The organism is Streptomyces sp. NPDC001851 (assembly GCF_040297165.1).
In the GTDB taxonomy this organism is placed as follows: Bacteria; Actinomycetota; Actinomycetes; order Streptomycetales; family Streptomycetaceae; genus Streptomyces.
This window is the reverse complement of the sequence record NZ_JBEOYR010000017.1, coordinates 73576-86219: the sequence shown is the minus strand read 5'-3', so window position 1 is coordinate 86219 and position 12644 is coordinate 73576. Positions and strand designations below refer to the sequence as shown.

Annotated in this window: 13 protein-coding genes; 3 read left to right on the top strand and 10 right to left on the bottom strand. The window is 71.2% G+C overall.

Features of this window, described 5'->3' with window-relative positions; all coding sequences use genetic code 11:
* Window positions 1-87 precede the first annotated feature (87 nt).
* The 4 genes from ABT171_RS24965 to ABT171_RS24950 all read right to left on the bottom strand — a co-directional run bounded on the left by ABT171_RS24965 (window position 88) and on the right by ABT171_RS24950 (window position 4722).
* Window positions 88-651, bottom strand: a complete 564-nt coding sequence (locus tag ABT171_RS24965) for a 2'-5' RNA ligase family protein (RefSeq protein ID WP_351247362.1) — start codon at window positions 649-651, stop codon at window positions 88-90.
* Window positions 652-770: 119 nt separating this feature from the next.
* On the bottom strand, window positions 771-1535 hold the full coding sequence (locus ABT171_RS24960; RefSeq protein ID WP_351247360.1) for a hypothetical protein: 765 nt from the start codon (window positions 1533-1535) through the stop codon (window positions 771-773).
* 138 nt (window positions 1536-1673) lie between these two features.
* Window positions 1674-3122 carry an alkaline phosphatase PhoX gene (locus tag ABT171_RS24955; protein ID WP_351247358.1) on the bottom strand — a complete coding sequence of 483 codons (1449 nt, stop codon included), beginning with the start codon at window positions 3120-3122 and terminating at the stop codon, window positions 1674-1676.
* A 172-nt stretch (window positions 3123-3294) separates the two neighbouring features.
* On the bottom strand, window positions 3295-4722 hold the full coding sequence (locus tag ABT171_RS24950; protein WP_351247356.1) for a hypothetical protein: 1428 nt from the start codon (window positions 4720-4722) through the stop codon (window positions 3295-3297).
* Window positions 4723-4988: 266 nt separating this feature from the next.
* On the opposite strand from ABT171_RS24950, the gene ABT171_RS24945 reads away from it, so the two are divergent.
* Window positions 4989-6815, top strand: coding sequence for a DUF8508 domain-containing protein (locus ABT171_RS24945; protein WP_351247354.1), 1827 nt, complete (start codon window positions 4989-4991; stop codon window positions 6813-6815).
* Between the two features lie 51 nt (window positions 6816-6866).
* Here ABT171_RS24945 and ABT171_RS24940 read toward each other — a convergent pair whose 3' ends face one another.
* From ABT171_RS24940 to ABT171_RS24930, 3 genes are all read right to left on the bottom strand, one after another.
* Window positions 6867-7424 carry a DUF3618 domain-containing protein gene (locus tag ABT171_RS24940; RefSeq protein WP_351247352.1) on the bottom strand — a complete coding sequence of 186 codons (558 nt, stop codon included), beginning with the start codon at window positions 7422-7424 and terminating at the stop codon, window positions 6867-6869.
* Window positions 7425-7647: 223 nt separating this feature from the next.
* Entirely contained in the window at window positions 7648-8343 is a 696-nt protein-coding gene (locus ABT171_RS24935) for a hypothetical protein (RefSeq protein ID WP_351247350.1), read from the bottom strand.
* Window positions 8340-8492 carry a hypothetical protein gene (locus ABT171_RS24930; protein WP_351247590.1) on the bottom strand — a complete coding sequence of 51 codons (153 nt, stop codon included), beginning with the start codon at window positions 8490-8492 and terminating at the stop codon, window positions 8340-8342. The genes ABT171_RS24935 and ABT171_RS24930 overlap by 4 nt, the downstream gene beginning before the upstream one ends.
* A 143-nt stretch (window positions 8493-8635) precedes the next feature.
* Here ABT171_RS24930 and dapA point away from each other — a divergent pair, with 143 nt between their 5' ends.
* Window positions 8636-9547 (top strand): 4-hydroxy-tetrahydrodipicolinate synthase, encoded by a 912-nt coding sequence (gene dapA, locus ABT171_RS24925; RefSeq protein ID WP_351247348.1) that lies wholly within the window; start codon window positions 8636-8638, stop codon window positions 9545-9547.
* A 426-nt stretch (window positions 9548-9973) separates the two neighbouring features.
* A complete protein-coding gene (locus ABT171_RS24920) occupies window positions 9974-10624 on the top strand; it encodes a CDP-diacylglycerol diphosphatase (RefSeq protein ID WP_351247582.1) in 651 nt (216 codons plus the stop codon).
* Between the two features lie 72 nt (window positions 10625-10696).
* On the opposite strand, the gene dapD is transcribed toward ABT171_RS24920, so the two are convergent.
* The 3 genes from dapD to ABT171_RS24905 form a co-directional block, all read right to left on the bottom strand.
* Window positions 10697-11683 carry a 2,3,4,5-tetrahydropyridine-2,6-dicarboxylate N-succinyltransferase gene (gene dapD / locus ABT171_RS24915; protein WP_351247346.1) on the bottom strand — a complete coding sequence of 329 codons (987 nt, stop codon included), beginning with the start codon at window positions 11681-11683 and terminating at the stop codon, window positions 10697-10699.
* 63 nt (window positions 11684-11746) lie between these two features.
* On the bottom strand, window positions 11747-12283 hold the full coding sequence (locus ABT171_RS24910) for a TetR/AcrR family transcriptional regulator (protein WP_351247344.1): 537 nt from the start codon (window positions 12281-12283) through the stop codon (window positions 11747-11749).
* A complete protein-coding gene (locus ABT171_RS24905; protein WP_351247342.1) occupies window positions 12283-12606 on the bottom strand; it encodes a DMT family transporter in 324 nt (107 codons plus the stop codon). The genes ABT171_RS24910 and ABT171_RS24905 overlap by 1 nt, the downstream gene beginning before the upstream one ends.
* Between the last annotated feature and the right edge of the window lie 38 nt (window positions 12607-12644).

Here is a 12644-nt window from a genome sequence, read left to right as displayed (position 1 = left end):
GGGACGATGGCCGGCGCCGACACCCGAGTCTGCACCAGCGGGCCGGGCAAGGACACCTTCCCCCGCGAAGCGCCCGCCGGCGCCCGCTCAGTGCCGCTCGGGTGGCTCGTACCCGCCGGTGGCCGGATCCGGTCCGAGGTGCCGGTGCACGGCCCCGGTGCCCAGGCCGATGGTGGCCCGCGTCCGCATGGGGCCGTCACCGCGGCGGGCGAGCACGTCGATCTCGGTCACGCGCGCGTGCAGCTCGCCGAGCCGGGCGGCGCACTCGGCCGCGAGGACACGCGGGGCGCGGGTGCGGCCGAGCGAGAGGTGCGGCACGAAGCGCGGGAACCGCTCCGTGCAGTACGGGAAGGGCTCCGCCAGCGCGCGCTGGAGTTCCGTCCAGGGCGCGAGGCCGGCCGCCGCGGGGTCGAGCCACACGGTGGCGTACGACCGGTGGCGGAACGCGCGGACTCCGCTGAGCCGGATGTCGTAGGGCGCGCACCCGGCGGCCGCGGCGGCCAGCAGCGGGAGCGCCGCCGGGAAGTCCTCCTCCGGTACGAACCCGAAGACCAGGTTCACATGGGGTGGCCAGCGGCGGATCTGCGGGTCGTGTGCGACGCGGATGCGCTGGATGACGGGCCAGAGGTCGGCCGGAGGGAGCCACACCACGGCGGTCCGGGGCGTGGGGACCGACTCGCACCGACCGAAGGCTTCGGCAGGGCCGGGCGTCGAGGGGCAGGGCACACCGCCATCATGGCCCCGCCCGCCGACGGCCGCCGCCTCATTCCTCAAGCAACCGAAGCCAGCAGGGAAACCCAGGCGTCGGACAGGAAGCCGGCTGCACGCTCATTCCCGTCGCCGGCCTTCATGTCACCGGCCTTCCGGTCACTGACGGTCTCCTTGTCGAGCTTCTCGCCGTTGAGTTTCTCGCCGTTGAGTTTCTCACCGTTGAGCTTCTCGTCGTTGAGCTTCTCGGCGCTGGGCTTCGCGGCGTGGTACTTGTGGGTGTGTTTCCCTTCATGCTGCTTGTGGCCGGGCTTCGCGGCGTGCTCCTTGTGCTCCGGCTTCTTCGCCGGATGCTTGTCGCTGTGCTTCGCGCCGTGCTGCCCGCCTTCGTGCTTCGCGCCCTCCTCCCTGTGTGCGGGCTTCTTCGCCGGCTGCTCGTGATCGGGCTTCGCCACCGAAGGCTTTTGCTCCTGCTTCGGCTTGGAGGGCTTGTCCTCGGGCTTCGGCGTTGACGGTTTGTGCTCGGGCTTCGGCTTGGAAGGCTTCTCCTTCGACGGCTTTTGATCTTGCTTCGCCGGCTTCGTCGGCTCCTTCGACGGCTCCTTCACCGGCGGCGCCGCGACCGAGACGGACTGCGAGTCCGACTGCGAGACGGACTGCGAGTCGGAGTGCGAGTCGGAGTGCGTCTCGCTGTGCGGGGTCCCCCATGTGGCCACGGCGGTGGCCTGGGAGGAAGCCACCGCGGAGACCTGCTGCGGACCGTCGTCATCGTCGGCGAAACCGGTGCCGGCACCGAGGGCGGACAGTCCCGTGACCACCGCGGCCACGAGCGCTGCGCGCTGAAATCTACGCATGGTTGACCCTTTCTCACCTGAGCATGGAACTCTCCATCGACTACTCAGCGTGAGAATATAGGTACAGACGGTAGTAATTTGTGATCTGAGGCGAGGTGCCGTGTCGAGGACTCAGGCGCGCTTCTGGCGCTTCCACGGCCCCGTGACGGCCAACATGATGCCCGGCGTCTGGATGTTCGCGAACAGGGTCTTGCCGTCGGGTGAGAAGGTGACGCCCGTGAACTCGCTGTACTCGGGCCGGTCTTCGGTGCCGATGTTGAGTTCGTTGCGGGCGATCGGGTAGGTGCGGCCGCTCTCCGTGGCGCCGAACAGGTGCTGGACGCCCTCGCCGTCCTCGGCGACGACAAGGCCGCCATACGGGGAGACCGTGATGTTGTCCGGGCCGTCGAAGTTGCCGTCCCCGGACGGGTCGGGGTTCACCCCGAGCAGGACCTTCAGGGTGAGGGTGCGGCGCCGCGGGTCGTAGAACCAGACCTGCCCGTCGTGCTGGACCGGGCTCTCCGCGCGGGCGTAGGAGGAGACGACGTAGGCGCCGCCGTCGCCCCACCACATGCCTTCCAGCTTGCGGGCGCGGGTGACCTGGCCGTCGGTGAACTGCTTGCGGACGGCCACCGTCCGCGCGTCGCGGTCCGGGACGTCCACCCAGTCGACGCCGTACACCGTGCCGGTCTTCGTGGCGCGGGAGAGGTCGTCGACGAACTTGCCGCCGGAGTCGAAGCACCTGAAGGCCTGGAGGACACCGGCGTCGTCGGCGAGCGTGCGGAACCCGCCGCGGCCGTGCCGGAAGCCCTCCGGCGGGGTCCAGCGGTACAGCAGGCCGTTCGGGCCGGCGGCGTCCTCGGTGAGGTAGGCGTGGCCGCGCTTGGGGTCGATGACGACGGCCTCGTGGGCGTAGCGGCCGAGGGCCTTGACGGGCCTCGGGCCGAGGTTGGCGCGACGGTCGGCGGGGTCGACCTCGAAGACGTAGCCGTGGTCCTTGGTCATGCCGTTCTGACCGGCCCTGTCCTCGGTCTCCTCGCAGGTGAGCCACGTGCCCCAAGGGGTGCTGCCGCCCGCGCAGTTGGTGGAGGTGCCGGCGATGCCGACCCACTCGGCGACATGGTCGCGGCGCACCTCGACGACCGTGCAGCCGCCGGACGCGGCGGGGTCGTAGACGAGGCCCTCGGTGAGCGGCACGGGGTACTGCCAGGCCGAACGGGGGCCCTTGAGCTCGTGGTTGTTGACCAGAAGGGTGGCGCCGCGGGGACCCCCGAAGGCGGCGGTGCCGTCGTGGTTCGAGGGCGTGAACTCGCCGGACTCCAGCCTGGTCCTGCCGCTGTAGGTGACGATCCGGTACGTGAAGCCCGCGGGCAGGGCCAGGATGCCGTCCGGGTCGGGGAGCAGCGGTCCGTAGCCGACGCCGTGGTGGCCGCCGTGCGCCGGCTCCGCCTCGGCGCCCTCGATGTCCGCCGCGGCGAGGGCGTTCGGCGCGGTGGCGAGCACACCGACGCCGCCCGCCAGCGCGACCCCGGTGCCGGTGATCGCGCTCCTTCCGGCGAATTCCCTGCGGGTGAGCGACATGGTGTGTCTCCTGAGACGGTGGGAGTGCCGTAGAGGGGGACGGACCTCGTTCGGCGCACACGCTCTCGCCACACCGTGAACGGCAGCTGAACGCCGGGCCACGTCACCGGCCCTTGTTCAAGAATCCGTACGCACCGCGCCCGCGCCGGCCCATGACCGGCCTCAGGAGTCGTCAGGCACCTTGGTGCGACCGCGCCTTGAACGCCGCCTTCCGCGCTTCCTTCGCCACCTTCTTGTCCGGATGCAGCCGCCCCATCGCCTCCAGCACATCGGCCGTGGCCGGATGCTCCACCCGCCAGGCCGCGGAGAAGAACCCGCGGTGCTGCGCCGCCAGCCCCTCCACCAGCGCCTGGAGTTCCTCGGAGTTGCCCTCGGCGGCCAGCTGCGCGGCAACCGTGTCGATGGTCAGCCAGAAGACCAGCGCCTCGGACGGCGCCGGGACCCCCGCGGCCCCCCGTTCGCTCAGCCACACCCGGGCCAGACCGCCGAGCTCGGGGTCGTCCAGCACCTCGCGCAGCGCCGGCTCCGCCTCCGCGCCCACCAGCGACAGCGCCTGCTGACAGCGCAGCCTCCGCAGCGGCGCGCCCGCGTCGGCGCCCCGGGCCGCGGCCAGCAACTCCCGTGCCGCCGCCAGGGGTTCACGCCGTGCCAGCCACTGCTCGGTCTCGGCCCGGGCGGCGGCCTGCCCGAACCCCGCCGTCCCGTCGAGCAGCGCGTCCGCTCCCTTGTCGGCCAGTTCACCGACGGCCGGCGCCTGGAATCCGGCCTCCAGCAGCCGCGCCCGCAGCCCGTACACACCGAGCGGGGTGAGCCGGACCATGCCGTAGCGGGAGACGTCGGTGTCGTCCACCGGCGCGGCGGGCTCCTCGTCGGCGTCGGCCATCAGGGCCTCGTCCACCGGCTGGTACGCGACGAGCCCGACCGGCTCCAGCGCCCGGAACTGGTCGTCCAGCCGCATCATCGCGTCGGAGACCTGCTCCAGGACGTCGTTGCTCGGTTCGCCCATGCCGTCGGGGACGAGCATCGAGGCGGCCAGCGCGGGCAGCGGGACCGGGCCGTCACCGGGACCGTCCTCACTCACCGTCAGCAGATAGAGGTTGCCGAGGACGCCGTCGAGGAAGTCCGCCTCGGCCTCCGGGTCCCAGTCGAGTGACGAGAAGTCGATCTCCCCGCCCTCGTCCAGGGCGTCGACCAGATCCTCCAGATCGGGCACGCTCGCGTCGGCGACGACGGTCTCCAGCGCGGCGAGCCACACGGCGAGCACATCGGCCGGGGAACCCCCGGTGAGCCGCTTCAGCTCCTCGCCGGCCCGTACGGTCCCGGCCTCTTCGTCCGCGATCTCGACGAGTCCGGCGTCCACGGCGACCCGCCAGGCCTCACTGGCATGGGCGGCGGCGTCGTCACCGCTCAGTCCGAGCAGTTCGGCGGCGGCCGGAAGCTGCTCCTCGGCCAGTTGGCCGCCGGCGTCCACACGGGTGTCGGGGCCGGCCCAGCGGGCGAGGCGGGCGGCACGGGACAGCAACGGCGTGGACAGCGCGGCGCGCGCCAGCTCCGCTTCGGGGTGCAGCCGTACGGGCGGCAAGGGGGAGCTGTCTGACATCGGCTGGTTCTCCTCAACACCGTGAACGGGCTCAACCGCTCAGCCTAGACGGATTTCCACCCATGCCGCCCGGTTCATCTCCCGGTCGGCGACCGTACATGGCCGAAACCTTGACAACTCCCCGCGTCAGGCTGGAGATTGACGCGCGTAGAAGTTCGGGGGACAACTGTTCACTCGGCTCTATGCGTGTCACGGAGGGCTACGAGCCCCACACGCTCCCGTTCCACCCTCGTCCCGGCGCTCACACACGTCCCCGGAGGGATCCCTTGCCGAGCAGGTCTTCCGCGCGCCTCGCCGCGCTCACCGTCGCCGCCGTCTGCAGCGCGGCGTCCGCCGTCGTCCTCACCTCGCCCGCCCACGCGGACTCGGTGCGCATCCACGACATCCAGGGCACCACCCGAATATCGCCGCTCGCCGGCCGGCAGGTCACGGACGTGCCCGGCATCGTCACGGCCCTCCGCGGCTACGGCTCCTCCAAAGGTTTCTGGATCCAGGACCCGACCCCGGACGACAACCCTGCCACCAGCGAGGGCGTCTTCGTCTTCACCGGCTCCGCGCCGAAGGTCGCGGTCGGCGACTCGGTGACGGTGACCGGCACGGTCTCCGAGTACGTCCCGGGCGGCGCCTCCTCCGGCAACCAGTCGGTCACGGAGATCACCAAGCCGGCCGTCACCACCGTCTCCAGCGGCAACCCGGTCCCGGCGCCGGTCGTGATCGACGAGAACGCGGTGCCGGACGCGTACGCCCCCGAGGGCGACACCGCGGCGAACGGCTCCGTCAACGGCCTGCCCCTGGACCCGTCCGCGTACGCCCTGGACTACTACGAGTCCCTGGAGGGCATGAACGTCCAGGTCGCCGACGCCCGCGTGGTCACCGCGACCGACCCGTACAGCGAGCTGTGGGTCACGGTGAAGCCGTACGAGCACCGCAACCGCCGGGGCGGCACGGTCTACGGCTCCTACGACTCGCAGAACACCGGCCGGCTGCAGATCCAGTCGCTGGGCGCGACCGCCGACTTCCCGAAGGCGAACGTCGGCGACACCCTCTCCGGTACGACGACCGGCCCGCTGGACTTCAACCAGTTCGGCGGCTACACCCTGGCCGCGAGCAAGCTGGGCACGCTGGAGAGCGGCGGCCTGCAGCGCGAGACCACGCGGAAGCAGTCGCGCGGCGAGCTGGCGGTGGCGACGTACAACGTCGAGAACCTCGACCCGTCCGACGCCACCTTCGACAAGCACGCCGCCGCGATCGTGAACAACCTGCAGTCGCCGGACATCGTCTCCCTGGAGGAGATCCAGGACGACAACGGCGCCAAGGACGACGGCACGGTCGACGCGAGCGAGACCGTGCACAAGCTGATCGACGCGATCGCCGCGGCGGGCGGCCCGACGTACGACTGGCGCTCGATCAACCCGGTCAACGACCAGGACGGCGGCGAGCCGGGCGGCAACATCCGCCAGGTGCTGCTCTTCAACCCGGAGCGGGTGTCCTTCGTGGACCGTCCCGGCGGCGACTCCACCACGGCGGTCGGCGTCACGAAGGTGCACGGCAAGGCGCAGCTGACGGCCTCCCCGGGCCGGATCGACCCGGGGAACGCGGCCTGGACCAACAGCCGCAAGCCGCTGGCCGGCGAGTTCGTCTTCCACGGCAAGACGGTGTTCGTGATCGCCAACCACCTCAACTCCAAGGGCGGCGACCAGGGGCTGGCCTCCCAGTACCAGCCGCCGGTGCGCAGCTCGGAGATCCAGCGCCACGCCCAGGCGACCGAGGTGAACGCGTTCGTCAAGAGCATCCTCGACGTCCAGAAGAACGCGGACGTCATCGCACTCGGCGACATGAACGACTTCGAGTTCTCCGGGACGGCGAAGATCCTGGAGGGTGACGGCGAGCTGTGGTCGGCGATCAAGTCGCTGCCCAGGAGTGAGCGTTACACCTACGACTACCAGGGCAACGAGCAGGTCCTGGACCAGATCCTGATCAGCCCGGCGATCCGGCGCGGCTGCGACTTCGAGTACGACAGCGTGCACGTCAACTCGGAGTTCAACGACCAGATCAGCGACCACGACCCGCAGGTGCTGCGCTTCCACCCGTAGGCCTCCGCAGCTCAGGACCGGCTGGACACACCGTCCAGCCGGTCCCGCCGGTCAGTGGTGGCGCAGCCTGCGCCAGGCGATGCCGGCCGTCACCGCGGCCGCGCCCAGCACGCCCACCACGAGGACCGGACCGGGGTGGCGCATGCCCGTGCGCACAGCGCCGCGCAGCGGCTGCGGGACGGCACCCTGCACGGCGTGCCCCAAGCGTCCGGCCCGGCCCCGCACGCCGTGTCCGGCGCCGGCCGCCCGGCCCTGCACCGCATGCCCCGCCCTGGCCGCCCGCCCCTGCACCGCGTGCCCTGCCTGCACGGCCCTGCCCTGCACCGCGTGCCCTGCCTGCACGGCCCGGTCCTGGACACCGTGGCCGGCGTGGGCAGCGCTCGCACGCAGCTGCACGGTCATGGCGCCGGCCTTGTCCTTCAGGTCGGCGGCCCGCACCCGGGCCCGTTCCGTGACATCGGCCTTGCCGACCAACTGGGCGACGGCGTGCCCGAGTTGGTGCCTGGTCTGTTCGATCTGCTGCCGCAGCTCGTCGGGGCCCTTGGCGCCCGAGCGGTGCGGGGTCCTGTGCATCATCGGTGTGCCCTTTCCTGCTGTGGCGATGCGCATGGCGCCTCCTGGGGCCGCGCGGGGCGGCGAGGGCGTGCCGGGTGGTGTCCGCCCACGGCGGACGGCCCGCCGGACCGAGAACGGACACCACCCGGCGCGGCACCACTCACCGACCACCGTAGGCGCGACACCAGCCAGGACGCACCCGCACGGGCCGCCGCGGACCTGCGAACCCGCGCAGCCGCACGCGCGCCCCTGACCCGGGTACCCGGACCGAAGACCGTTAGCCCTGCCCGCCTCCGCCGCCCCCGCGCTCACCCAGGCGCGCGAGTTGGCTCTGGAACCAGTCGAGGCGCGCCTGCAACAGCGCCGCCTCGGCGGCGAGTTCCGGCAGATCCAGATCCGGCCCGTCCGCCAACCCGCCGGGGGAAGACCCCATGCCGCCACCGCGCGCCACCACTCTCAGGCCTTCCCCGGCCAGCCGGGCGAACCCGGCGAGCGAGACGGACGTACGGCCACGCACACAGCCGGCGCAGACGGGGACGAGGGCCCGCCAGCCGGGCCTGCCCCAGCCGGCGTCGGCCAGGGCGACCGCGGTGGCACCACAGGCGCACGGCCCCGCGACGGCCGTGCGCACCCGCTGCCGGGCATAGCGGAAGCCGCGCTCGAAGCGGATGTAGGCACCGAGCACGGAGACCTCCAGCAGCACGGCCGTCCGATGCTCGGCGGTGCACAGCATGGCCTCGGCGGCCCCGCGCTCATGGACGCAGTGGAACCCGCAGTCGCACAGCCTGGCCGGCGGCCGGTGCCGCCGCCCGTAGACGCACGCGGCGGCGTCGAGCACGCCGTACGGCAGCGCACCGCCGAGCGACACTCCGGTGAACCCGGCCCGGGTGCCGTCCTGGGACAGCACCGGGTGGGCGATCTTGTATCCGGTCGGCGGCTCCGTCGGGCGTTCCACGGGGAGCCGCAGTCTCATCGGGCGGCCGGAACCTCTTCGCGGGCCGGCTCGGCCGGTTCGACGTGGACGGTCTCCTCGGGCACCGGGATCTCCTCGTCGCGGACGAGCGGCCGCTCCTCGGCGACTCCGGTGGCCAGTGCCTTGCCGAGCTTCATGGTGCCTCCCATGACGACGTCGGTGACCCTCCGGCCATAGTGACCCATGAGGTGCCGAGTTGGACATAGGAGCCGACAACACTGAAGCGTAGCTTATCAATACATCGTAGAAGAATTAAGTAGAGCTTCACAGATGCACCGCCGACACTACTCCCATGACGACCCCTCGCACCACCGCCCGGCCCCGGCCCTTCGGCCGCACCCTCTGCGCGATGATCACGCCGTTCACCGAGGCGGGCGCCCTCGACCTGGACGGTGCCCGGAAGCTGGCCGCACGGCTGGTGGCCGAGGGCTGCGACGGACTGGTGCTGAGCGGCACCACCGGCGAGTCGCCCACCACCACGGACACCGAGAAGGCGGAGCTGATCGCGGCCGTCCGGGAGGCGGTCGGCGACCGGGTGTCCCTGGTCTCGGGCGTGGGCACGGCCGACACCCGGCACACCGTCGCTCTGGCCCGCGCGGCCGGGGAGGCGGGCGCCGACGGGGTGCTCGTGGTGACGCCGTACTACAGCAGACCGCCGCAGGAGGCGGTGGAGGCGCACTTCCGTGCGGTCGCCGACGCGAGCCCCCTGCCCGTGATGCTGTACGACATCCCCGGCCGCACCGGCACCCGCATCGAGCCCGAGACGCTGATCCGTCTCGCCGCGCACCCGGGGATCGTGGCCGTCAAGGACTGCTCGTACGACTTCCTCGGCACCCAGAAGGTGCTGGCCCACACCGACCTGGCGTACTACGCGGGCTGCGACGAACACGTGCTCGCGTTGTACGCGGTCGGCGCGGCGGGCTGTGTGAGCACGGTCGCCAACGCCGTTCCCGGACACATCACCGCGATCCTCGACGCGTTCGACGCGGGCGACACCGCCCGGGCGACAGAACTCCAGCTGCGGGCCACGCCGTTGATCGAGGCGATGATGGCCGCGGGCCTGCCCGGGACCGTCACCGCGAAGGCACTCCTGGCCCGCCTCGGCCTGCCCGCCGGCCCGGTGCGCGCACCACTGCTGCCCGCCGGCCGGGAGACGGCCGACGGGCTGCTGGCGGCGTACGCGGCGCTCACCGCCAGGCGATGAGGCACCTCTCGCCGGCCGGACGGCCGACGTTCCCGTACGGATTTACCGAGCCCTTTGCGACTTCCCGGAGGATGGGGCACTCACCCATTTAGCCGACCATATTTGAGAAACGCACTCGTACCTCTTACCCTGCGCGCGGATCAGCAGGCAACGGAAAGTCCGAGAGATAAAAATCGGAGGTACCGCATGAATGACCACGAGAGTTCCGACGGTTTGCCTCGGCGCCAGTTCGTCACTCTCTCCGGCACCGTTGGCGCGGCGGCGCTCCTGACCGGTGCGGGGGCAGGCAGTACAGCCGCAGCAGCCCACCCCGCGCACCGCGTACGTTCCTCCGACCCGTGCCCCTGCGCTGCACCTCCCCACGCAAGCCCCTGCCCCCCTGCCCAGCTCCAGCCTCTCTGCGGACGCCCCAGCGATCATGACCCGATCTGGGACGACGTCCAGTACTGCGTTCAGCACCCGAAGGAAGCCCGGTGCTTGAATACAACTTCGAACTACGTCGTGCTCCACGGCAAACCCGAGAGTGGACGCAATTTCCTGCTGTCCCCCACTTGTCGAATCAACGGCATCGAGTGTCCGTTTCTCGAACACGCCGACGTGGCGAACTACTGGAGCGATGCATGGGTCAACGCAAAGCCGGGAGGGGCCGTCCCCGTGAGAGCCGACTTCATCGGATTGGGGATCAACTCACAGACCGCCCGGCAGTTCAATCAGTTGCACATTCACATGGCCGGGGTGGTGGAGAAAACACAGCAGCAGCTCCATGACCTGGAAGCGCAAAAACGCATCGCAATTTCCCCGGGGCGATGGTCGCAGTACCTTGTGTTCCTCACGGGCACCAAAGGGAATCGCACGTACCGAGCACTCTTGCTCGACAGTCTGAATTACAATCTCTTCGCCCTGCTGGACAAGTACGTGGTGAGTCCGCCCACGACGATGACAATGGCGCACCAAACGCTGATCGTGGTGCCGAAGAAGGCGGGCAAGGACTACACCGGGGACTTCTACGTCCTGAACAGCGATGAGTCGCTTCACGACGGTACGGACACGTGCGATGAATTGCTCGTGTATGCGTAGGACGACGGCCGACGCCCACGCGTGAGCGCCCTCCCTGACCTCCCGGGTCCGTGGAAGGGCGCTCAATGGTGATCAGTTGTGGCTGTGCAGGATGTCGTTCAGCCCGCCCCAGACCGCGTTGTTCGGGCGGGCCTCGACGACGCCGGTGACCGAGTTGCGGCGGAAGAGGATGTTGGAGGCGCCGTTCAGCTCGCGGGCCTTGACGATCTGGCCGTCGGGCATGGTGACCCGGGTGCCCGCGGTGATGTAGAGGCCGGCCTCCACCACGCACTCGTCGCCGAGCGCGATGCCCACGCCCGCCTCGGCGCCGATCAGGCAGCGCTCGCCGATGGAGATGATCACGTTGCCGCCGCCGGACAGGGTGCCCATGGTGGAGGCGCCGCCGCCGATGTCGGAGCCGTTGCCGACCACGACGCCCGCGGAGATCCGGCCCTCGACCATCGAGGTGCCGAGCGTGCCGGCGTTGAAGTTGACGAAGCCCTCGTGCATCACCGTGGTGCCCTCGGCGAGGTGCGCGCCGAGGCGGACCCGGTCGGCGTCGGCGATGCGCACGCCCTTGGGGGCGACGTAGTCCGTCATGCGCGGGAACTTGTCGATCGAGGTGACCTGGAGGTGCAGGCCCTCGGCGCGGGCGTTCAGCCGCACCTTCTCGATGTCGTCCACGGCGACCGGGCCGAGGGAGGTCCAGGCGACGTTGGCGAGGTGGCCGAAGATGCCGTCCAGGCTCTGGCCGTGCGGCTTGACCAGGCGGTGCGAGAGCAGGTGCAGGCGCAGGTAGACGTCGTGGGCGTCGATCGGCTTCTCGTCCAGCGAGGCGATGACCGTACGGACCGCGACCACCTCGACGCCCCGGCGGGCGTCCGGGCCGATCGCCGCGGTCGCGCCGCCGCCCAGCAGCTGCGCCGCCTGCTCGGCGGTCAGCCGCTCGGTGCCGGCCGGGCCCGGCTCCTCGACCAGCTCGGGGGCCGGGAACCAGGTGTCGAGAACGGTGCCGTCGGAGGCGAGGGTGGCGAGGCCGGCGGCGACGGCGCCGGTGGTACGGGAAGCAGACTCGGTCATGGGAAAAACCTAACGTGAGCGGGGCCGCGAGGGCGAACCGCGTCTCACGTGCCGGGCGTTCCTTCAGGGGATCAGCCGAGCCAGCGCGGCGCGCGCGTACTCCGCGTCGTACGAACCGCCGGTCAGCAGCACCTGGAGGCAGATCCCGTCCATCAGGGCGAGCAGCGCGCGGGCCGTCACCGGGTCCGTGCGCCGCCCCAGCAGCGCCGCCGCGCCCTCGGTCCACTCGGCGGCGACGGGGCGCAGCGCGGGGCGCCGGAGCGCGGCGAGATACAGCTCGCACTCCAGCTCCACGCCCGTACGGTCGCCGCCCAGCCACTCGCCCAGCGCGTCGGCGAGGTCGCCGGCGAGGTCGCCGCTGTCGTCCTGCTCCGGCAGCCGCTCGGCGAGCACTCCGGCGAAGTTCTCGTTCGCCTGCCGCAGCGCGGCCACCAGCAGGTCCTCCAGGGTGGCGAAGTGGTACGTCGTGGAGCCGAGCGGGACGTCCGCCTCGGCGGCGACCGAGCGGTGGCTCAGGCCGGCGATGCCGTCCCTGCCGACCACGCGGATCGCCGCGTCGATGAGGCGCCGGCGCCGGTCGGGGTCGTAGCGGCGCGGCATCAGTGGCTCGCCCCGCCCAGGTTCAGCACGACCACTCCCCCGATGATCAGCAGGATCCCGCCCACCTTGGCGACGCCCAACCCCTCCCCGAACAGCAGCAGGCCGAGGACGGCGATGGCCGCGGTGCCCACTCCGGACCAGATCGCGTACGCCGTGCCGATCTGCACGGTCTTCAGCGTCTGGGCGAGCAGCGCGAAGGAGACGAGGTAGCCCAGAGCCGTCACCAGCGAGGGCCAGAGCCGGCTGAACCCCTCGCTGTACTTCATCGCCGTCGTCGCGGCGACCTCGGCGGCTATGGCGCCGGCGAGTGTCAGGTATCCCATGTGTACGAGCGTACACAACGATGTGTACGGCCGTACGC

Coding starts and splice junctions, on each gene's coding strand:
- ABT171_RS24955 (WP_351247358.1), bottom strand. CDS start 3,122: ATGTCGCTCACCCGCAGGGAATTCGCCGGAAGGAGCGCGATCACCGGC.
- ABT171_RS24950 (WP_351247356.1), bottom strand. CDS start 4,722: ATGTCAGACAGCTCCCCCTTGCCGCCCGTACGGCTGCACCCCGAAGCG.
- ABT171_RS24940 (WP_351247352.1), bottom strand. CDS start 7,424: ATGCGCATCGCCACAGCAGGAAAGGGCACACCGATGATGCACAGGACC.
- ABT171_RS24935 (WP_351247350.1), bottom strand. CDS start 8,343: ATGAGACTGCGGCTCCCCGTGGAACGCCCGACGGAGCCGCCGACCGGA.
- ABT171_RS24930 (WP_351247590.1), bottom strand. CDS start 8,492: ATGGGAGGCACCATGAAGCTCGGCAAGGCACTGGCCACCGGAGTCGCC.
- dapA (WP_351247348.1), top strand. CDS start 8,636: ATGACGACCCCTCGCACCACCGCCCGGCCCCGGCCCTTCGGCCGCACC.
- dapD (WP_351247346.1), bottom strand. CDS start 11,683: ATGACCGAGTCTGCTTCCCGTACCACCGGCGCCGTCGCCGCCGGCCTC.
- ABT171_RS24910 (WP_351247344.1), bottom strand. CDS start 12,283: ATGCCGCGCCGCTACGACCCCGACCGGCGCCGGCGCCTCATCGACGCG.
- ABT171_RS24905 (WP_351247342.1), bottom strand. CDS start 12,606: ATGGGATACCTGACACTCGCCGGCGCCATAGCCGCCGAGGTCGCCGCG.